Raw genomic sequence first — 21240 nt, 5'->3', positions numbered from 1 at the left:
ATCTAATCCATAAAAATACTCTGCTCATTGCACATAGATCTAAATTTAGAACTTTGATCATATAAATTTTTAAAAGTGCCACGGCTTAAAATTTCCCCATTTTCCATTAACAATATTAAATCGCTGCCCATTACAGAAGATAGCCTATGTGCTACGGTTATAATTATCTTATCTTTTTTTATGTCATTTATAACACTTATTATACGTTTTTCTGTGATCGAGTCCAGAGCACTAGTAAATTCATCCAATATTAAAAGATCTGGCTCCCTATATAACTCTCTAGCTAAAGCAATAAGTTGTCTTTGTCCACCAGATATATTTGATCCATTCATATTTAGTTTTTCAACCCTTATCTTATCTATTCCGAGTAAATTTACTATGCTATCATACTTTTCTTTTTCAAACAATTCACCAAAAACAATATTATCCATAATACTTCCATCAAAAATAATGACTTCTTGTGATACATATCCGATCTTATTTCTAAAACTTAAATTATCGATACTATTTTTATTAATAGTTAGTTGTCCCGATAATGGCCTATATAAAAAAGTAAGTGTGTTTAAAAGAGTACTTTTACCAGATCCAGATTGTCCAACTAAAGCGTAGTTGTTACCCTTTTTAAATTCAACATTTATATCCTTTAGTATAACCTTGCTATCTACAGAAACATAGACATTCTCCATTTTGGCAGAGCCTATGGTTGAAATATGTTGTAAAGTATCGTTTTGGCTTTGTTTTTCTGCATTTTTTAAAATATGATTATATACATTCATAACAACTTCCACTGAGCCTATATTTATTAAAAAGTCTTGATACGAGTGCTGTATACTAAGTATCTTAACCAAGGTTCTATATAGTAGCAATCCTAAAAACACAACCGTCACAGTACTTTCATGAAACATTATTTCGTTGATAATAATTGTTGCCGAAATAGCCATTACACCAATAAATTCGGACATATTCTTTGGTATGGAATTTAAAAAAGACATTTTTTCCATATTATTACTATAGTCTTGTGAAATTTTATTAAAATTTATATTGTTATATTCACACCTATTGGTAGCTTTAATATATTTCATGCTATTTAATATTTGCAGTACTACAAGATTTGTCTTGGCACTATAATCAACAACCGTTTTAGAATACCTAATAATAGCTTTTGTAATTTTTCTTTGAAGCACAACCACGACTAATCCGACCCCCAAAGACACTAAAACAAGCGTAAAACTAATATACATGGCAAAGAGTAAATATGCCAAAGAATAAATAGCATTAACCCAAATTTGGAGAAAGTAACGTATAGACAAGGCACTCTTTTCTATCTCTTTTACAAAAATATTATTTAATACATCAATGCCCATTTTGTTATATTCTATAAAATCCATACTATACAAATTTGTCATAATGTTCTTTTTTACATTAAACATAAACTGATAACTAGACTTATAAATGTAGAAATTTTGAATATTTAAAAATATAAATTTAACAACAAATACTACAACAATTAAAATAGCAATATTAATTGTTGAATATTGTAAGCCAATGCTAGAAAATATAAAATTGATTATATTAACAAGATCAGAACTACTCTGAGTATCCAAGAGAGGAATAAAAAAACCGATTCCAACTATTTCGAAAAGTGCACTTATGGTCATTATAAAGAATAAAATAAAAATTGGAATTGGAATATTTTCTCTAAAGTAATTTAATATCTTTATGCTCATGTCCTATTGAAACCTATCAGCAAATTCAAAATCCATAATATACTTTCTATTAAAAGCTTCGGCAAATTGATCCTTATTGATTGTAGCCAAACCATTTTCAAAAGCACAATCAACAAAAGCTACTCTATTTTTTAGTGTTTCCTTTGCCTCGGATGTAAGCCCTGCTTTACATAAATCTATTAAGATCAACGGAGTATTAGAAGAAACAACTTCATTAAAAGATGTAGAATCAGCAAACGGAGTAATAACACAATCTACACTTTCTAAAAATTTATCCATAGGGCATTCATCCACATAACTAACATTATTAAATAATGATAATACCTTATCCTTAGGCCTTAAGGCCCCTTTTGGATGTGATTTTATACATACTTCGTAATCTTCGCCTATTAACTTTAATAACTTATATTTAAATTCGAAATATTGCAAATCACTAGGGTTAAAAATAGCCCTTCTGTTGACCCATAAATTTGAAGAAAGTATCCCTATTTTTTTAATATTTTTACCTTCAACAACCACATGCTCTTTATTGCTGCTACAACCAACACTTTTTTTTGTTTTAAGACACTTAAATTGTATGTTTAGCCCGTATTTATCTACCCTTTTATGTATTGTATCGATATCAAATTTATTAAATATATAAAAACTATTAGGTATTAAATATTCTATATACAGCCTAGGATCAAATTTATAATCAATATGAGAGATAGAGCCAGAATGCATACAAGAATTTGTTTCTACGCCAAAATTCTTAAGAACAGAAAAAATGACCCTGCTTTTGTAATTGCCCATCGTTCCAGTAAATATTTTATTAAAATATATTTTCTTATTTTTCATTGCATTTTTGCAGTTTTTATAATCAATATATCCCTTATAAACTATTTTCTTTAAAATTGCCACCAAAAGATTGTAAAATTTATCTTTATCTATCTCTTCTGAGGTTATTTGGGTTATATTTTTTGATATGTTCTCAATGAAACTATTCAACTTAGGATCATCAAATTTCACAATATCGTTTACTTTTATCTCGTCAAAAAAATATTCAAAGTCTATAATTGAATATTTTATATTTGAATTATTTAAAAACTCTATCAACCATTTATTTCTATTTAAAACAACAACCTGTTCTTTTTTTGAAAAAAATATAAATATTTTTTTCAAAAAATATTTATAGTCTTTTTTATTATATATTTCAGATAAATAAAAATTAACAAATGGCACTTCTTTTCCACCAGAATACAGATCTGGCAAATAATATGGGGAGAGACATCTTTTGCCAATCTTGCTATCAATTATATTTTTATCAGTATAGATTACATCAAAACCACTTTTTTTTAAACGAGCATCTGCAAGGATATTAGAATATAATGCGATCAAATTTGAGATAATAAAAGGACATGTTATTTTTAAAACATCAGAAATCTCATCATTTTGATTTTTTATATAGTCAAAATAAAGAAAATCAAATACTTTTTCAACAAACCCATCAACATCATCACAATCAACAGGGTCCCCTTGATTAATAGAAGATTGATATGATATATCTGGAGAGCAGTAAATATCTAAATAAAACTTCATGTCATACTTTCAAAAGAAGAAACACATGCCTCTCTAAAGCTATCTATATCTTTTAAGAGTAAATTTTTATCAAAGTATTTTACACCTCGAAATAGTGGCACCATTTTTGTACCCATGCCTCTTTTAAAATGTGCTATATTTATCTGTTTTTCGTCCAAATAGTCTAAAAATCCATCCACTAAGTTATACCCTGCAGGCTGAGAGTACTCCATATGCTTAAAACACATATCATGAAAATACTCGGTCGCTTTTTGCAAAATGGCGTGATATATAGGAATTTTCATATTTGTAAATTCTGGATCATCCGTACCGCTCATATATACAACAACTTCGCTTGCATGTAAAAAATAGCAAAGACCTATAAATTGGCCTTTATATCTTAATCCTATAATAGTAGCATTGCCATTTTGTAGCATTTCATACTGCTTATCAAAGGTTGTTTTAGGTCTTGTTTCTCTACCAGCAGCCTTTTTGTGAAGCTCTCTATATGCCTCATGGATTTCATAGCTTGGATTTTCTTTAGATACTACAACAAAGTCATATTCACTATTTTTAAAAATTCCATTTATTAACGGCTTATAGCACTTTCTTAATCTTGTCCACAAAGCGCTTTTTTCGCCACAAAGATCAAGCACGCAGTTGCTGCCAGTAGCATCTATAAAGCCATATTTGATAAGATAGTTATATTTGTTAAAAAACTCCATAACCAAAGAGTCCAAATAAAACATTATCTTACCAACATTATAGCTCTTACTTATCTCAAAAATTTCTTTAAAAACTATGTCATAAACTCTATCGCTTATAGCAAGCGGAGCAACCGTAAAATATCCAGACAAAGATATAGAGACGACGCCATTTGCTTGCTCTACTGGCAAAAAACAAATTCCAACACACTTGTTGCTCTCAACAACCACAAAGCTTTCATCGCTAAGTATATCTTTAGAATAAAATTTCATATAGTCCAGATATGAGCTTAGATATCTTGGGCTGTGAATATTTTCTGAGATATATTCCTGCCATCTAGCTTCAAAATTCTCACGATCCTCTTTATAGCGCACTATCATATGCTAAATCCATCATCAACTACGATATTTTGACCATTCACATACCTACTCATATCGCTAAGTAGATATACCAAGGTGCCTTTTAAGTCACTATTGTTTAACATACCCTTGTTTAGGCACTGATCTTTATATTTTTCCAAAAAAGACTCTGGCTGGTTATCAAATATACCGCCGGGACTTAGCGCATTTACCTTTATATTCATCCCTTTAAAGTACTTTGCCATATATTTAGTAAGGTGTATAAGTCCTGATTTTATGGCAGCATATTCAACCGGCATAGTCATTGTTGTGTTGTTATATATTTCAAATTTTGGAGCAACCACGCCATATATCGAGCATATATTTATTATATTTCCATATCCTTGCTCTTTAAAATATCTTGCAAACTGCTGAGATGCGACAAAATAACCGCCCAAATTTAGTCCCAAATTTTCTATAAAGTCACTATACTCAACATCAAAAAAGTGCCTTCCATAGTGCTTATTTCGAGGGTATGCATTATTTACTAGTGCATCTATCCTTTTATACTTATCATGCAAATATTTTATACAAGCCTCCAAAGAGTCTTTAGAGGTGATGTCGAGTTTTACAAAGTCTATATTTTTTGAATTTAGCTCTTTAGATAGCGCCTCTTTTGCCTCTTGCCCTATTTTTTCATTTATATCAGCGATAATAGCTATGCCGTTGTTTTCAACAATGGCTTTTATAAATTCTTTACCAATAAGTCCAGCTCCACCAGTAACTACAACTACTTTATCTTTTAACACTGCTGTTCCTTATATAAATTTTACTTTTAGTTAAATTTTCTAAACACTGGCTTGATAGGGCTACCTACTAAATATCTTTCATATCCCTCATCAACTGCCTTTCTATAAACTTCAAAAGTTTTTTCTAGTGCGTTTTTTGTCTTTGCAAGTTCATTTTCTCCGTGAGCATAAGAAAGTGCCACCCAAGGAATAAGCACACCATTTTTGATCATTTCTTGAGAAAAAAGAGTTCTTAGCCCTAAAGAATTTTGACCATTTTTATCAAAGGTCAAATAGTACGGACTACACTCTATACCACCTGCTACGAAATTTCTTTCGATTTCATATTTTTTTGCAAGCTCATTGATCATCGAGATTAGTTTTGTGCCATAGTCCCAAATATACTCAACCACATTATGCTCTTTCATAAATTTTATAGCCGCAACAAAAGCACCTAGGCCACCCATCTCTGCACCATGTGTTGTCGACAGCAAAAAGACTCTCTCCCTGCCTTCAAATTCTATACTGCCAAGCTGCATTATCTCTCTTTTTCCGGCTATAGCTGCAACTGAAAATCCATTTGCCATTGCTTTTCCAAAAGTGCACAAGTCGGGCTTAATGTCGTAATAATATTGAGCCCCTTTTAAATGCCATCTAAAGCCAGTTATCATCTCGTCAAGTATAAATACTGCTCCATTTTTATGACACAGATCTCTTACTTTATGCAAAAAGTTATCTTTTGGGTGCTCTGTTGCCGCTGGCTCTAAAATCACACAAGCTATTTGATTAGGAAATTCATCAAATAGCCTCTCTAAGCTTTCAATGTTGTTGTAGCCAAACGTTTTTGTACCTTCAGTATCCTTTTGCGATATACCTTTAGTAAGCTCTGTAGAGCCAATAAACCAGTCATCATAGCTAAAAAATGGGTGCTCTGCGCATCTTGCAACCAACTCCCTTCCAGTATATGCTCTACTAAGCTTAATGGCTGCTGTTGTTGCGGTTGAGCCATTTTTGGTAAATTTAACCATATCAACACTATCTATCATATCTATTAATAATTCAGCAGCCTCTAGCTCAATCATACTAGGCTTAGTTAGATTGTTTCCAAATTCTATTTGCTCGATCGCAGCTTTGTTTATTTCTTCATTTGCATAGCCTAAATTTACAGCCCTAAGCGCCATTCCATAGTCCAAAAATTCTCTACCATTTTCGTCATATACATATGCGCCTTTCCCTCTTTTTAAAATTTGTGGAGCATTGGCTGGATACTGATCAAACCCTCTGCTATAAGTATGCGCGCCACCTGGTATTGCTTTTAATAATCTATCTTGATAAGTCATTTTTTATAACCTTTATAATTCATTATTGCTTCAACCATTACAAAATCATCAATATCATCTATCTCTAGCGATTTGTATTTTGGAACTTCATAGCCTATGGTATTGCTATGATAAAATGTTTTTTTATCAAGCAAAACATCTGTCTTAGAAATGTAGATAGTTCCTTCAAAGAAATAAACATCTTTTATCTCTTGTCTTCTTAGAACTCTCATGTCTTTATTTTCATATCCAGAAATTAAGCCTTTTTCATCTTTTGAGACTAAAAAAGCTGGATTTTGACTCTCTGTTTTACAAATTCCAATAATTGAATCAGCCTTTGATTCTAGTAAAATTTCAATAGCCCTATCTATATCACAAACTTCTCTCAAAGGCGATGTAGGCTCTAATAAAACGATATAGTCAAACTCTTTTTTTAATTCATTTTTATAATAATCTATAGTGTGTTTTACAGCATCAAAGGTTGTGGCGGTGTCACTTGCCAAGTCGCTTGGTCTTAAAAAAGGGACATTTGCACCATGCTTTTTTGAAATTTCTGCGATTTTCTCATCGTCAGTGCTAACCATGACCTCATCTACATATTTACTTTTTAGTCCAGCCTCTATGCTCCACGCAACAAGTGGCTTTCCACATAATTCTTTAATATTTTTTTCAGGCAAACCCTTGCTGCCTCCTCTTGCCGGTACAATCGCTAAAAAACTATTATTTTTATACATTAAAAAACTTCTTTATACTCTTCATTTGCTCTTTGATATTCTTCCATACGTCCGATATCAAGCCAATATTCTCTAATCGGAAATGATATAACATCTTTACTTAATCTTATTAGCTTTTCAAAGAGCGTAGGCATATCATAAAACTCATCTTGTGGGATAAGATCTAAAATTTCAGGTGAGAGCATATATATCCCAGCACTTACGAAAAATTTCTGCACTGGCTTCTCTGCGATCTCTATTATTTTATTGTCATTCATCTTTACCACGCCGTAAGGAACTTCATAGTCATACTCTCTGACGCACATTGTGGCTGTGGCTTTATTTAGCACATGGTAGTTAAAAATATGCTCGAAATTTACATTTGTAAGAAGATCGCCGTTCATTACGAAAAATGGCTCAATTGGGCGCTCTTTTAGTAAGCTTAACGCCCCTGCTGTGCCCATCCTTTTTTGTTCTAAAACGTAGTCTATATTTACGCCAAATTCTTTTCCGTCGCTAAAATAGTCTCTAATGATGCTTGCGTTAAAATTTACGCACATTGTGATATTTACAAAGCCATACTCTGCAAATTTCTCTACTATCGTCTGAAGGATCGGCTTGTTTCCAACCTTTAGCATCGGCTTTGGCGTATCTTGTGTGAGCGGCCTAAGTCTAGTGCCAAGACCTCCTACCATTAGGATAACTCTATTTGTCTTGATCTTTGGCTCAACAAGCTCCTCTATCTCTTTTATGCCCAAAACCCTTCCATTATCGTCCACAACAGGTATTTTGTGAAGCTTCCTAGAAAGTGCTAGTTTTAAAATTTCCTCTTTTGTACTAGAAATTTTTGCAATAGCCGGCTCTTTAAAAACGATCGTCTCTATAGAGCTATCAAGGTCCAGTCCTCTTAATATACCCCTTCTTATATCGCCATCTGTCAGTGTTCCTATAAGTTTATCATTATCATCAACAACTAAAGCTATCTGCATAGCTCCGCTATCTATAATTCCCAAAGCTTCCTTTATAGTAGCATTTTGTTTTAGCTTTATGTTTTCTATGTTTTTCATTATTTATATCTTTATATCATAAAATTTCTTTTTCAAAATACCATCAAGCTTGATCTCTTTTAAAATTTTAACCATTTTTTTGCTTGGATTGCCACCATCATAAGGGTTGATCGTATCTTTTAAAGTTTGTTCGAATTCTTTTGAATAAGCTCTTTTGATAGCAGCTAAAATTTCTTCTTTTACTGGCAAAATATCTATTACGCTTGTTGCTTTAATACGTCCTTTTTGGCGGTCGCCTATATTTATGGTGGCCTTTTTAAAGCTTGGAACTTCCAAAAGGCCACTTGAGCTATTTCCCAGGACGATATCAACAAATTTTATCGCGCTTAGATATCTTAGCTGTCCAAGCGAGGCAAAAGCCGCAGCTTTTTGTGAGTTTTGGTTCACATACTCATCTATCATTTTGTTTATGATATCGCCATCTGTATCGCTATTTGCTTTTGTAAAGATAAGATTTGTTTCCTCCAGTTCATCAAGTGCTTTTAAGATCTCACCAAACTGCTCTCTTGCACTACTATTTTCAAGTGTAGCTGGGTGAAAAGTGATGAGGATATTTTTTTTAGCAAGCTTAAAATTTATAGACTTTTCAAACTCATCTTTGTTTAGCAAATTTAGCTTTTTTATGTTTTCTATGCCAGGACCGCCGACATTAAAAACTCTACCAGGCTCTTCTCCAAGCTGAATTATGCGGTTTGCATACTTATTTGTAGCTGCAAAATGTATATGGCTCATCTTTGTTATGCTGTGTCTAAAAGCTTCGTCAAATGCTCCTTGTGTGGTCTCACCGCCATGGATATGTGCCATTGGTATCTGCATGATACTAGCAACACCTGCTACACCAAATATCTCATATCTATCGCCAAGAAGCACCAATATATCAGGCTTAAGCTCAGCTAATGCCGGAACAAATTTCTCATAAATTCTTGCCATCTCAGCGCAAATATCAAGACTTGTATGCGAACTACTTAAAATTTCTATCTTTTTATCTATCTTAAATTCTTTTTCTATCTCTTTGTATGTGAGTCCAAACTCGGGACTTAGGTGCATGCCAGTAACAATAAGCTGAAGCTTAAGCTCACTATCTGCCTCGATCTCTTTTAAGAGCCAGTAAAGCAGGCCATATTCAGCCCTAGTGCTTGTCACTACACAAATTTTTCTCATATCAGTTCATCTCGTTTATAGTCTTTTTGTGAAATTTGCCCGATCACCTCATCCCACCTCATAGGATTTATGCCATCCCCTGGGCGTTTTACGCAGATATTTTGCTCGCTAAAAATTTCACCCTTTTTTATATCGCATTTTGCCACGATTGATTTTCTAGCTATTTTGATATTTTCGCTTTCACTTTTACTAAAGTGCTTTAACCCATCACCAAGTGCTAGCTCTATATTTCTAATTGCTCTGACCATCGCTACTAACTCATCTGGTTCAAGGCTAGCTTTATGATCAGGTCCAGGCATGTTCTTATCAAGCGTAAAGTGCTTTTCTATGATCTTTGCACCCATGGCAACTGCTGCGATATCGACCTCTATCCCAAGTGTATGATCGCTATATCCGACCTCAAGACCAAAGGCATTTTTAAGAGTTATCATCGCCTTTAAATTTACATCCTCCATTGGCGTTGGATACTGCGTATTTGCATGAAGAAGGCTTATGTTTTCACGTTTCGTGCCACTTTTTACAAGTGTTTCTATCGCGGCTTCCACCTCGCCTAAATTTGCCATGCCAGTTGAGAGAATGATCTTTTTATTAAGTCCACCTATCTGCCTAAGATAAGGTAAATTTGTTATCTCACCACTTGGGATCTTAAATGTGCCAAGCCCCAGCTCATCAAGAAGCTTTATGCTATCGCTATCAAAAGGAGTTGAGAGAAAAGTGATATTTTTTTGCTTGCAGTAGGCTATAAGCTCTTTATGCGTGTTCTCGTCTAGTTCAAGCTTTTTTATCATCTCAAACTGGCTTTCATTTTTATCGGTAGTTTCTTTTTGGTAGCTAGCCTTTTGCGCGTTTTTTGAAACAAGATTTTGAGCCTTAAAAGTCTGAAATTTCACCGCATCAGCGCCGACTTTGGCTGCCACATCGATCAGTTTTTTAGCCAAATTTATATCGCCATTGTGATTAACCCCAGCCTCAGCTATGATAAAAACCCTATTTGACATCAAATCTATCTCCCACCTTAATCTTTCCATCATATTCATATTCCACAACTTTTACAAAACTATCTTGTGTTTTTACCAAAAAAGTATCACCGTCTTTACACAAAATTGCACCAGGAACACATTTATATTGTGGTGCATCTTTTACAAGCTCTACTTTATTTATCTTCATCTCTTTATCATTTAAAAATGCCCTTGCTACTATAGCTGGATAACAAATAGCACGTACAAAATTAAACACCTCTCTACTTGTTTGATTAAAATTTAAATTTTCATCACCTTCAATACGTCTTGAGCAGTAAAATCCAATACCTTCTTGTTTTTTAGACTCTGCTTTGCCATTTTTAAACAAACATATCGCTTCGTATAGAATATTTGCACACTCACTATGTGCTTTTGTTAGTATGCTTTTGTAGTCATCATTATCTGTTATAGTAAAACATTTTTGCAAGATTATATCACCAGTGTCTATACCAGTATCCATATAATGTACAGTTATTCCAAATTCTTTTTCGTCATTTATCAAAGCCCAGTTTAGGATATTTCTACCTCGATAAAATGGCAATTTTCCTGCATGGCAGTTTATAGTTTTATATCTTGGCAAATTTATGATCCTGGATTTAAAAATTTGATTAAAAGACATTGACACAAACAAATCACAATTATAATGTTTTATTTTTTCAATAAACTCGTCAGAATTTATATCGTTATGTTTTAAATAGTCGATATTAAATTCTTTTGAATAATTTAAAAGCTTTTCATCATTTGAATCATACCTAGCACAGATAAATTTTATCTCTATATCTTTGTCTTTAATAAGCTTATCAAATGCATTGTGGCTCCAAACTCCATCTGCAAAATACCCTATTTTAAGCTTCATACCACTTTCCTTATTACTTTGCATATATGGCTAAACTCTTGCACTGCTTGGGATATTTACTATCCTGTCGCTTAGAAATTTAGCATTTTTTAGCTCATCTCTTTGGCAGTCTTTAAACATATCAAGCTCATTCATGAGCTGCCAGATAGGACGCGTGAAAACGCCATTTTCATTACTAAATTTCAAAAACTCATCTCGTTTTTCACGGCTTTCAAAAAGCACCTCATTTAGCCAAAAATTTGACCTAGCGTCCGCTGGCTCATCTATAAATTTCACATCATCAAATTTAGAAAAATACTCTTTATAGATCATCGCAAGTTCGCGTTTGCTCTTTAAAAATAGCTCTAAATTTTCAAGCTGTGCCACAAGCAGGGCCGCATTTAAATTTGGCAAGCGGTAGTTGTAGCCGATCTCGCTGTGACGATACTCAAAGGGGTGTGGCACCTTGGCCGTTGTGGTGATAAATTTAGCGTGCTCTGCTATCTTCTCATCGTTTGTGATGATAGCTCCGCCTCCTCCGCTTGTGACTATCTTATTACCATTAAAGCTCATCGCTGCAAGCTTGCCAAAATTCCCTGTATGAGTGCCTTTATAGTAGCTACCAAGGCTCTCGGCACAGTCTTCTACCAAAGCGATGTTCCAACGCTTGCAAATTTCAGCTATCTCATCTATCTTGCAAGGTAGTCCAAAAGTGTGCATAGGCACGCAGGCACGCACTATCCTGCCACTAGTTTTATTGACACATTTGCCGTCCTTTAGCTCGCAGTTTTTCTCCAAAAATGCACTAAGTGACGCTGGCGACATACCAAGTGTATCAAGATCAACATCCACAAAAACCGGCTTTGCAAAAAGGTAGCTAATGGCGTTGCAAGTGGCTATAAAGGTAACTGGCTGCGTGATCACTTCGTCATTTTGCTCTACGCCAGCTAGTTTTAGGCAGATGTGAAGCGCAGAGGTGCCATTTGTCGTGGCAACTGCAAATTTAGCACCGACCATTTGAGCTAGCTTACTCTCAAACTCATCGACAAATTTGCCGACACTTGAGACAAAGCTAGAGTCGATGCACTCAAGTAGATATTTTTTCTCATTGCCTATAAATTTAGGCTCGTGAAGCGGAACTTTGTCCTTGCCAAAAGTGCTTTTTATAAATTTTAAAACCTCGTCAAAATCACATCTTTTCATCGAGATATTTTCCTGTTTCTTTATGCATAAAATTTGGTATGAGCTCAAAAACTTCGCGTAAAACGTCCTCTTTGCTCCATGTCAAGCTTGATTTTAAATTTAAGATATTGTTTTTGAAAATTTCTAGCTTTTTACTGTCAAAATTTGTATCATTTTTGACTATGCCGATGTTTTGAAGTCTTTGCATATCAAGCCTCTCGCCGTCAACGAAAAACTCCTCGTAGTCCTTCTCTCCAGTCGTGTCACTAGGCGCAAAAAGACAAGGGTAAAAGCCATCTTTTGGAAGCACTTTTGCAAGCTTTCTAGCCTCCTCCTCATTTTCACATAAAAATGGCTCGTAGCCTAAATTTGCTAAGTATCGCTTGGCTATCTCGCTAAATGTTATGAGGTCTAAATTTTCATCTAGTTTTGGGAAAAATATATCTCTATTTTCGCCAAAAATGGTGCTTAAAAGGCAGAGCTCACCGCTCTCTTTTGGCGTTAGAAAGTAGCGCCTGACGTCGTTTGGAGCGACTATTGGCTGAGACTTTTCTATGCGTTTTTGAAAGCCAAAAAGAAGCGAGCCGTCGCTAAATGCCACGTTTGCAAATCTAGCCATCGAGACGTCGATCTCTAAAGAGTGCCTAAACGCAAACATCTCCATGATGCGCTTGCTAGCTCCCATTAAATTTACAGGATTTGCGGCCTTGTCGGTGCTGACACAGAAATATTTTTTTGACTTCATACCCAAAGCTTGAGCCAGCGTTTTATCGGTGTTGAAGATATTTGTTTCAAGCATTCTCATGAGTGTAAATGGGTCTTTTTCGCTTCTAACGTGCTTTAGCGCTGATAAATTTAACACGTAGTCAAATCCACCGCTTTGCGCTAAAAGTGCGTCAAACTCGGCGCTTGCAACATCTATGGCAAAAGTTTTAAAGTCACCATTTATATATCCAAACTCACTTCTTATGTCACGCACTAGCTCGACAAGGTTGTTTTCAGAGATATCAACGACGTAGAGTTTTTTGGGGTCTCTTATAAAGATCTCTTTTGTCACGGCAGACCCTATCGAGCCAGCACCGCCGATAACTAGGAAGCTTGAGCTTGAAACTATCTCTTTTAGGTCTTTATCAAGGGCATTTATATCATCTTCAAAGAGGTTTTTCGTGCGCCCTATTAAGCTTAAGATATCCATTTTTATTTCACCATTAAAATTATTTTTTATAAATATATTTAAAAATAAATAAAGCATCACAAGCTTCATCTAAAAATTTATATTTTTATTTAAATTAAAAAATTAGGCTTTTTACTGCTAAATTACGCAAGAAGCAAAGCCTTACATCCTATCTTTAGCTGTGATTCCCATTATATTAAATGCTGTTTTTATAGAAACTGCAACGATTGCAAAGACTTTTAGTAAGCTATCTTCATTTTCATTTCCAACCACGCGGTTTTCGTTATAAAATTTATGAAAACTAGCAGACATTGACTTTAGATAGTCTGGTATCTTTTGAAGCTGCCTTGAGATAAAAGCATCCTCTAAAATCTCAGGCAAAATAAGTGCCTCAAAAAGCAAATTTTTAGCATTTTCATCTAGACACTCAAAGTCCGCATTCACCACGTCGCAAACACTTTTTCCAGCCTTTGCAAAGACCTGATTTATCCTAGCGTGAGCATAGTTTATGTAAAAAATAGGGTTTGAGCTATCCTCTTTTTTAAGCTCATCTACATCAAATTCCAAGCTACTCGTGTTTGCTTTACTTATAAAGATAAATCTAAGCGCCTCAGCACCGATCTCGCTTGCGATATCACTCATCAGCACGGCATTGCCAGCGCGCTTACTCATCTTGTATGGCTTGCCATCTTTTAGCAGGCTAACCATCTGCATAAGTATCACTTCAAGCTTGTTTTCGTCGTATCCAAGGAAATTTATCGCAGCCTTTAGCCTTGCAATATATCCGTGATGATCCGCACCCCAAATGTTTATATAGTGGTCAAAATTTCTTTCAAATTTAGCATTATGGTAGATGATGTCACCAGCTAGATATGTCGGCCTACCGTCATTTCTAACGACAACCCTATCGTTATCGTCGCCAAGCGTGGTAGAAGCGATATAAGTAGCGCCCTCTTTTTCATACATTTGATTTGAACGTTTTAGCTTTTCTATAGTTGGCACAAGATGGTCATAAAGGGCCTTTTCGCTAGCCCAGCTCTCTATAAAAATGCCAACGTCAGCCAAGTCTTTTTTGATGATCTCAAGCACGATATCCTTGCCAAACTCAGCAAGCTCAAGGTTTCTTCTCTCGTCATAAAAAATTTCTTTACCAAATTTCTCATTTGCAAGCTTAGCAATATCTAAAATATAATCCCCGCGGTAGTACTTCTCTGGATAGACGACGCTTTCGTTAAAAAGTTGCTCTTTAGCCGCGAGAGATATTGAAGTGCCAAGCAGATCTATTTGATTACCCGCATCGTTTATGTAGTATTCTGTTGAGATGGCGTAGCCAAGTCTTTTGCCAAGTCTAGCTAAAGTATCGCCATAAACTGCACCTCTAACGTGTCCGATGTGAAGCGGTCCAGTTGGATTTGCGCTGATGTATTCTATTAAATAGCTATCTTTTTTCGCATCTTCTTTTGCAAAATTTTCGCTATCTAGCAAAATTTGCTTTGAAATTTCATCTAAAAATTTGCTCTTAAGCTTGAAATTTAAGTAGCCATTTACTGCGCTGGCTTCAACTATCTTGCTATCACTAAATTTATCAGCAAACTCGCTAGCTATCATAGCCGGCGACTTTCTTAGCTCCTTTGCAAGGCTAAAAAGTGGCGTCGCATAGTGGGCTAAATTTTTATCCTTTGGCTTCTCAAGCACAAATTCTCGCTCTAAAACCTTTGAAATTTCAGCTTTTACTTTGTCTTTCAACTTTCAAACCTACGCGTTTTTAGTTGTTTCTTCTATCTTTTGACTAGCAGCGCTCTCTTCTTTATGCTCGACTTTTTCGCTCTTTTCAGGGGTTGTATCCTCCATCTCAGCCTTAAAAGTCTTTATGCCCTTACCTAGTCCTTTTGCAAGCTCTGGGATCTTCTTTGCTCCAAAAAGTAATACAATGATCGCTAAAACGATCAACCAGTGGCCAATACTAAAAGAACCCATCTTTTCTCCTTATTAAATTTTCTCAAAATATTATCATAAATTCCTGAATTTCTAACAATCTATCCACTCGTCGATGACGTTTCTTAAGTTTATCTTAGCACTTTTTAACCTCATCGCTCGAAGGATTGATTTTAGTCCTTTATAGCTCTTTTCTATATCATCATTTACTAAAAAATAATCATACTCTAAAATATGCTCCATCTCTCCAACTGCGTTCATCAGGCGATTTTCTATCGTCTCGTCACAATCTGTTCCGCGGTTTTTCAATCGTCTTTTGAGCTCTTTTTTATTCGCAGTTGTTATAAAGACTGAAGTGATGTAGCTTTTAAATTTCTCAAGTGCGATGTGAAAGCCCTGCACATCGATGTCAAATATCACTATCTTTCCAGCTTCAAGTGCCTCTAAAACTGGCTTTAAGCTCGTACCATAGTAGTTTTTATGCACCTGCGCCCACTCTAAAAACTCACCCTTTTCTATGCCGCTTTTAAATTCATCTTCTTTTATAAAATAATAATCCACCCCATCAACTTCGCCTTCTCTTTTGGCTCTTGTTGTGCTTGAGATAGAAAAATATAGGTCTTTCTCCTCCTTTAAAAGACGGCTCAAAAGCGTGCTTTTACCGCTTCCGCTAGGCCCTGAAACTACTAAAATTTGTCCTTGCAACTCACTTTTCCTCAAAACTTATATTTATCTTAATATTCATATCTTTTAGCACATCTCTTAGCGAGCTCTCATTTAGCGACTCGTGGACGTGTTTTGTGATCTTTTTAGTTAGCTCTTCTTTGTAGTCTTCTTTTGCATCATTTTTTGAGCTTGTTTTAGGCATATCTTTTAGCCCGAATGCCGCTAACATCGTGCTTTCATCTATATCATCTATCGATGCTGCGTCAAAGTTTAACTCGCTTGGTGCTGCGTCTTTGCTCTCTTCTTGTGCGTCTTCTTCTTCTTGAGCATTTTCTTCTTCAAAGGTTTCATCTACTAGACCTAGATCCTCTTTGGCTTCTGGCTCACTCATATCTTCTAGCTCTTCTTCTGGCATCTCACTAGAAGCGTTTTTACTCTCGCTAGGCTCTAAATTTTCTAGCTCCTCACTTGAAATTTCATCCAAAGCCTCTTCTTCTATATCTTCTTCTACTTTTTCATCATCTACTTGAATTTGCTCTTCATCAGCCTCAGAGATCTCATCTAAATTCTCCTCATCTTTAGGCTCATCTTCTAAATTTATCTCATTTTCAAGGCTATCTTCATCATCAAATTTAGCTAGCTCGTCTATATTTAGCTCTTCTTGCTCTAAATTTGTAGTATCTAGCTCAGCGTCATCTAAATTTTTATTTTCTTCGTCAGTCTCTTCACTATTTAGCTCTTCATCAAGCGAATCAATCTCACTAAGCTCAAATTTACTCTGATCTATCTCGTCAAGCTCGCCATCTGCCTTCTCTCCATCAATCAAGCCTGCAACGTCATTTTGACTAATAATATCATCTAAATTTTTATTTAGCTCTTCATCTGCTTCAGACTCTTCTGGCATATTTTCTATCTCATCGACAAGCGCACTAAGCTCTGCTAGATCGCCATCTTTACTCTCTTCGCTCTCATGCGCATCACTTATCGCTTCGCTAGTCTCTTCATCCACGCTCTCATCAGCAAGATCTTCGCTGGCAAGCTCTTGTAGGTCTTCAAGCTCTTCTAAAGACTCCATATCGCTAACTTCATTTTCCTCTTGTAAGTCGCTCTGGCTAATCTCCTCGCTTGGGCTATCTATGCCACTTTCTAAAAGCTCTTTGTCAAGATCTGCAAAATTTTCTAAATTTGTATCTATATCAGGCAGTTTAAACCCTGACATCTCGTCAAAATTTATAGCCTCATCGCTAAAGTCGCCAAAGTCGCTTTCACCCTGCTCACTCTCGCCATGCTCGGCAACTGGCTCATCTTTTGGAATATTTTGCTCAAAAACACTTATAAATTCAGTCGGTAAAAATGGTTTTTCAAGCATCAAAGTAGCAAATTCTGGCTTGCTCTCGCCACGACTTGCTAGATACATTACCTTTTTATCTGTAGCTAGCTCGCTACTATCCACGTCACTGTCGATTATGATAAAGTCAAACTGAGCATCGTCAAATCCATTTAGATCCTCAAATTCGCTATATTCGGTACCGATTTTATTCAGACTTAAAGTTATCAGACGTGAAACTGCTGGATTTTTATTTATAAGAGCAACTTTCATCATCCCTCCTTGTAATAGTAAAAGCCTATTCTATGATAAATTTCATTGCTATTTTCTTAAAAAAATAGAGCCGGCAGATCATTTATCACTTTTAAAAGTAGGTCGCTCATGATCTTCATAATGCCTGCTAAAATGGCTATCAAAACAGAAAATCCGATCGTCACTTTGATAGGGTAGCCGATGACTAGTAGGTTAAACTGCGGCATCGTCTTCATGAGCATGCCAAAAATGGAGTCTGAGAGCAAAGAAAGCGCGATGATAGGAAATGACATGATAAAGCCAAACATAAACAAATTTGTAAATAAATTTATCGCATAGCTCATGATGCCAGGGCGTGGATAAAAGTCGCCAAGTGGTACCACAGCAAGTGAGCTAGCGTAAAACTGAAGGAGTAAATGGTGACCGTCAAAAGCTAGAAATGTTAGCAGTGCGATGAAATTTATAAGGTTTGCTATGACTGGGGAGTTTGTGCCAGTTTGTGGGTCAAGTACCGACGCCATCGAAAAGCCCATGACCATCGAGATTTGCTCGCCTGCCATTTGAAGTGTGGCAAAGATGATGGTTAGCATAAGTCCAGCACTTAGCCCCAGCATCACCTCGCCAAGTATCTCGCCAACAAGGAAATTTATAGAGTTTTCATGAGCTTTTGAGAGAGGAAAAAGCACGACACAAAGAACAAAAACTAAAAGCGTTTTTACGCTAAGAGGAATTTGATTGTGCGAATAAAATGGGAAAAAAACGATGAGACCGCTTAGGCGTGCAAATAAAAGCATAAAAACTATGGTCTTATCAGCTCCAAAAAATTCTACTAGTTCCATTTTGCTCTTTTAAATTTTTTACTAATTTTACAAAATTTTACTTTGTTTTTAAATTTATGTGGTCGTTTTTAGAAATTTGAAGCTAAATTTTAAGAAATTTGCACAAGCTCTTTATTTTCAAGCTTGTATGAGTTATCGCATTTCGCGGCTAGGTCGTTGTCGTGAGTGACTAGAACAAGGGCAGCGTTATTTTCATTTATATAGTCAAATAAAACTTGCATCACTTCATTTGCCGTTTGCTTATCAAGGTTGCCCGTTGGCTCGTCTGCAAAGATGATCTTTGGCTTTTTAGTAAGCACTCTAGCGATGCTGACACGCTGCTGCTGACCGCCACTTAGCTCGCCAACTTTTTGATTTATTACACTTGAAATTTTAAGCGCTTCAAGATCATTTTTTTCTATATTTTCACCAGATAAGATGCTTGCAAGCTCGATATTTTCATAAGCGCTAAAACCTTTAAAAAGATAGTGCGACTGAAAAATAATGCCAAAATGAAGCCTTCTAATGGCCAAAAGCTCATTTTGAGAAAGCTCATAGATCGATCTATCTTGATAGATGACCTCGCCAAAATTTGGTTTTAAAAGTGTTGAAAGTATGTGTAAAAGCGTTGATTTGCCACAACCGCTAACGCCAGTTATCGCGATACTTTGTTTTTGATTGAGAGTTAAATTTATATTGTTAAAGAGCGTATAATCATACGCAAAGCCTAGATTAGACGCTCTTAAAATTTCCATTAGCCTATTTGAGCAGCAACTTCTGCAGCAAAGTCATCTACTTTTTTCTCTAAGCCTTCGCCAAGCTCGAAACGAACGTATTTTACGATTTCGATCTTGCCGCCAAGCTCTTTGCTCTTCTCTTCGATAACTTGTTCGATAGTCTTTTTATCGTCCATTACATAAAACTGACCTAAAAGTGTAAGGCGTTGGTCAAGCACTGTGTTATCAGCGTAAAATCTCTCGATCTTGCCAGGGATGATCTTGTCCCAAATTTTCTCAGGTTTGCCCTCAGCTTTTAGCTCTTCTTCGATCGCTTTTGTAGCTTTTGCAAGCTCTGCCTCACCTATCTGGCAGCGGCTAGCATATTCAGGGATGTGGTGAAGTGGCTTACCTAGGCGTTTTAGCTCTTCATTTTCTTTTTCAAGTTCAGCACGAAGTGCGATAAATTCTTTCTCAACAAACTCTTTATCAAGGTCTTTGTAGCTTATAACGCTTGGCTTCATAGCAGCTGCGTGCATACATAAATTTCTTATAAATTCAGCTGCTTTGTTTGCAACTTCAGCACTTTCGCAAGCTGCACCGATAAGTACGCCAACACGGCCATTTGAGTGAACGTAGCCATTTACCACGCCCTTATCATCAGCGCTGATTGTCTCAAAGCGACGAACTACAAGGTTTTCACCGATAGTTGCGATCTGAGTTTTGAAATATTCTTCAAATTTAACACCATTTAATGTGCTTGCATTTAGCTCTTCAACTGTTTTTATACCACTTGATTGGATGTGAGCCGTTGCGTCTTTTGCAAGCGCTTGAAACTGTGGGTTTCTAGCAACGAAGTCGGTCTCAGAGTTGATCTCGCTGATAGTTGCTTTTTTGCATTTTGAGCAAACTTCAACGCTTACTAAGCCCTCGCTTGCAAGGCGGTCAGCCTTTTTAGCAGCTTGACCTAGGCCTTTTTCACGAAGTATATCAACAGCTTTTTCCATGTCGCCATTTGCTTCGCCAAGTGCCTTTTTGCAGTCCATCATGCCAGCTCCGGTTGATTCGCGGAGCTCTTTTACCATTTGTGCAGTTATTTCCATTACTCTTCGTCCTCGCCAAAGTCTTCTTCGCTCATAGCCTCAGCTACAACTGCGTCTTTCTCATCTTGGCTTACTTCTTCACCAGCAGCTTGCTCGCCACCATCTTGCTCAAGAAGTGATTTGCCTTCGTTGATCGCCTCAGCCATCTCTTGGCAGAAAAGCTGAACAGAGCGGATCGCATCGTCGTTTCCAGGGATAGGATAATCAACAACGTCAGGATCGCAGTTTGTATCGATAGGTGCTACAACTGGGATTTTTAAGCGATTTGCCTCTTGAACAGCGATCTTTTCTTTAACTGTATCAACAACAAATATCATATCAGGTAGGCTTTTCATATTGCGGATACCGCCAAGAGTTGCGATAAGCTTCTCTTTTTTGCGGCGAAGCATCAAAGCCTCTTTTTTAGTTAGTAAATTTATCGAACCATCTTCTTCCATAGCTTCGATAACTTCTAGTTTGCGGATAGACTGGCGGATAGTACCGAAGTTTGTCATCATACCACCTAACCAGCGGTGATTTACATAAGGCATTCCGCATTTCTCAGCGTACTCTTTGATAGCGTCGATAGCTTGTTTTTTAGTACCGACAAATAGCACTGACTTGCCTTCAGCAGCTGCGTCACGAACGATGTTGTAAGTGTAGCGGAAGTAGCGGATAGTCTTTTGTAGATCTATAATATAGATACCTTTTCTCTCACCAAAGATAAATTTTTTCATCTTTGGGTTCCAGCGGCGTGTTTGGTGACCAAAATGTACGCCACACTCTAATAAATCTCTCATAGTTACCATGAGTTTCTCCTTGTTTTAGGCATTTTGCCTTGAATTTAGTTTTATCCTCC

The 21240-nt window shown here is 36.1% G+C and carries 20 protein-coding genes; all 20 read right to left on the bottom strand.

All coding sequences use genetic code 11. The annotated features are described in order from the left end of the window. Positions 1-2: 2 nt before the first annotated feature. The 20 genes from CVT08_RS02155 to rpsB all read right to left on the bottom strand — a co-directional run bounded on the left by CVT08_RS02155 (position 3) and on the right by rpsB (position 21190). Positions 3-1727: an ATP-binding cassette domain-containing protein gene (locus CVT08_RS02155; RefSeq protein ID WP_107857021.1), complete on the bottom strand. Its 1725-nt coding sequence runs from the start codon at positions 1725-1727 to the stop codon at positions 3-5. A gap of 3 nt (positions 1728-1730) precedes the next feature. Further along, positions 1731-3305 carry a hypothetical protein gene (locus tag CVT08_RS02150; RefSeq protein WP_107860963.1) on the bottom strand — a complete coding sequence of 525 codons (1575 nt, stop codon included), beginning with the start codon at positions 3303-3305 and terminating at the stop codon, positions 1731-1733. Continuing rightward, positions 3302-4369, bottom strand: coding sequence for a hypothetical protein (locus CVT08_RS02145; RefSeq protein ID WP_107856793.1), 1068 nt, complete (start codon positions 4367-4369; stop codon positions 3302-3304). The genes CVT08_RS02150 and CVT08_RS02145 overlap by 4 nt, the downstream gene beginning before the upstream one ends. Beyond that, positions 4366-5136, bottom strand: coding sequence for an oxidoreductase (locus tag CVT08_RS02140; protein WP_107856794.1), 771 nt, complete (start codon positions 5134-5136; stop codon positions 4366-4368). The genes CVT08_RS02145 and CVT08_RS02140 overlap by 4 nt, the downstream gene beginning before the upstream one ends. Positions 5137-5162: 26 nt before the next feature. Then, a complete protein-coding gene (locus CVT08_RS02135) occupies positions 5163-6455 on the bottom strand; it encodes a glutamate-1-semialdehyde 2,1-aminomutase (protein WP_107856795.1) in 1293 nt (430 codons plus the stop codon). Continuing rightward, the gene (locus tag CVT08_RS02130; RefSeq protein ID WP_107856796.1) at positions 6452-7168 is read right to left on the bottom strand and encodes a cytidylyltransferase domain-containing protein; all 717 of its coding nucleotides are present in this window, start codon (positions 7166-7168) and stop codon (positions 6452-6454) included. The genes CVT08_RS02135 and CVT08_RS02130 overlap by 4 nt, the downstream gene beginning before the upstream one ends. Beyond that, positions 7168-8214 carry a nucleotidyltransferase family protein gene (locus CVT08_RS02125; RefSeq protein ID WP_107856797.1) on the bottom strand — a complete coding sequence of 349 codons (1047 nt, stop codon included), beginning with the start codon at positions 8212-8214 and terminating at the stop codon, positions 7168-7170. The genes CVT08_RS02130 and CVT08_RS02125 overlap by 1 nt, the downstream gene beginning before the upstream one ends. Positions 8215-8217: 3 nt before the next feature. Beyond that, a complete protein-coding gene (gene neuC / locus CVT08_RS02120) occupies positions 8218-9375 on the bottom strand; it encodes a UDP-N-acetylglucosamine 2-epimerase (RefSeq protein ID WP_107856798.1) in 1158 nt (385 codons plus the stop codon). Beyond that, positions 9372-10373 (bottom strand): N-acetylneuraminate synthase, encoded by a 1002-nt coding sequence (gene neuB, locus CVT08_RS02115; RefSeq protein WP_107856799.1) that lies wholly within the window; start codon positions 10371-10373, stop codon positions 9372-9374. The genes neuC and neuB overlap by 4 nt, the downstream gene beginning before the upstream one ends. After that, positions 10363-11250: a methionyl-tRNA formyltransferase gene (locus CVT08_RS02110; protein ID WP_103601780.1), complete on the bottom strand. Its 888-nt coding sequence runs from the start codon at positions 11248-11250 to the stop codon at positions 10363-10365. The genes neuB and CVT08_RS02110 overlap by 11 nt, the downstream gene beginning before the upstream one ends. Positions 11251-11280: 30 nt before the next feature. Beyond that, a complete protein-coding gene (locus tag CVT08_RS02105) occupies positions 11281-12432 on the bottom strand; it encodes a LegC family aminotransferase (RefSeq protein WP_107856800.1) in 1152 nt (383 codons plus the stop codon). Next, complete coding sequence (locus CVT08_RS02100; RefSeq protein ID WP_107856815.1) at positions 12419-13606, bottom strand: UDP-N-acetylglucosamine 4,6-dehydratase; 1188 nt, start codon at positions 13604-13606, stop codon at positions 12419-12421. Before CVT08_RS02100 ends, CVT08_RS02105 begins: the two co-directional genes overlap by 14 nt. Before the next feature lie 141 nt (positions 13607-13747). Beyond that, positions 13748-15331, bottom strand: coding sequence for an arginine--tRNA ligase (argS, locus tag CVT08_RS02095; protein ID WP_107856801.1), 1584 nt, complete (start codon positions 15329-15331; stop codon positions 13748-13750). A 9-nt stretch (positions 15332-15340) separates the two neighbouring features. Next, complete coding sequence (gene tatA, locus CVT08_RS02090; protein ID WP_021087958.1) at positions 15341-15562, bottom strand: twin-arginine translocase TatA/TatE family subunit; 222 nt, start codon at positions 15560-15562, stop codon at positions 15341-15343. Between the two features lie 51 nt (positions 15563-15613). Further along, positions 15614-16225 (bottom strand): guanylate kinase, encoded by a 612-nt coding sequence (gene gmk / locus CVT08_RS02085; protein WP_107856802.1) that lies wholly within the window; start codon positions 16223-16225, stop codon positions 15614-15616. A gap of 1 nt (position 16226) precedes the next feature. Continuing rightward, on the bottom strand, positions 16227-17786 hold the full coding sequence (locus CVT08_RS02080) for a Highly acidic protein (RefSeq protein WP_107856803.1): 1560 nt from the start codon (positions 17784-17786) through the stop codon (positions 16227-16229). A gap of 56 nt (positions 17787-17842) precedes the next feature. Continuing rightward, complete coding sequence (gene fliR, locus CVT08_RS02075; RefSeq protein ID WP_012140268.1) at positions 17843-18604, bottom strand: flagellar biosynthetic protein FliR; 762 nt, start codon at positions 18602-18604, stop codon at positions 17843-17845. An 89-nt stretch (positions 18605-18693) separates the two neighbouring features. Continuing rightward, a complete protein-coding gene (locus CVT08_RS02070; protein ID WP_002941236.1) occupies positions 18694-19338 on the bottom strand; it encodes an ABC transporter ATP-binding protein in 645 nt (214 codons plus the stop codon). Further along, positions 19338-20402: a translation elongation factor Ts gene (tsf, locus tag CVT08_RS02065; protein ID WP_107856804.1), complete on the bottom strand. Its 1065-nt coding sequence runs from the start codon at positions 20400-20402 to the stop codon at positions 19338-19340. Before tsf ends, CVT08_RS02070 begins: the two co-directional genes overlap by 1 nt. Then, positions 20402-21190: a 30S ribosomal protein S2 gene (gene rpsB, locus CVT08_RS02060; protein ID WP_085658056.1), complete on the bottom strand. Its 789-nt coding sequence runs from the start codon at positions 21188-21190 to the stop codon at positions 20402-20404. The genes tsf and rpsB overlap by 1 nt, the downstream gene beginning before the upstream one ends. Between the last annotated feature and the right edge of the window lie 50 nt (positions 21191-21240).

It is taken from the genome of Campylobacter concisus (genome assembly GCF_003048835.2).
Taxonomy (GTDB): domain Bacteria; phylum Campylobacterota; class Campylobacteria; order Campylobacterales; family Campylobacteraceae; genus Campylobacter_A; species Campylobacter_A concisus_D.
The sequence above is the reverse complement of the archived record's forward strand: the minus strand, read 5'-3'. Positions and strand labels throughout refer to the sequence as shown.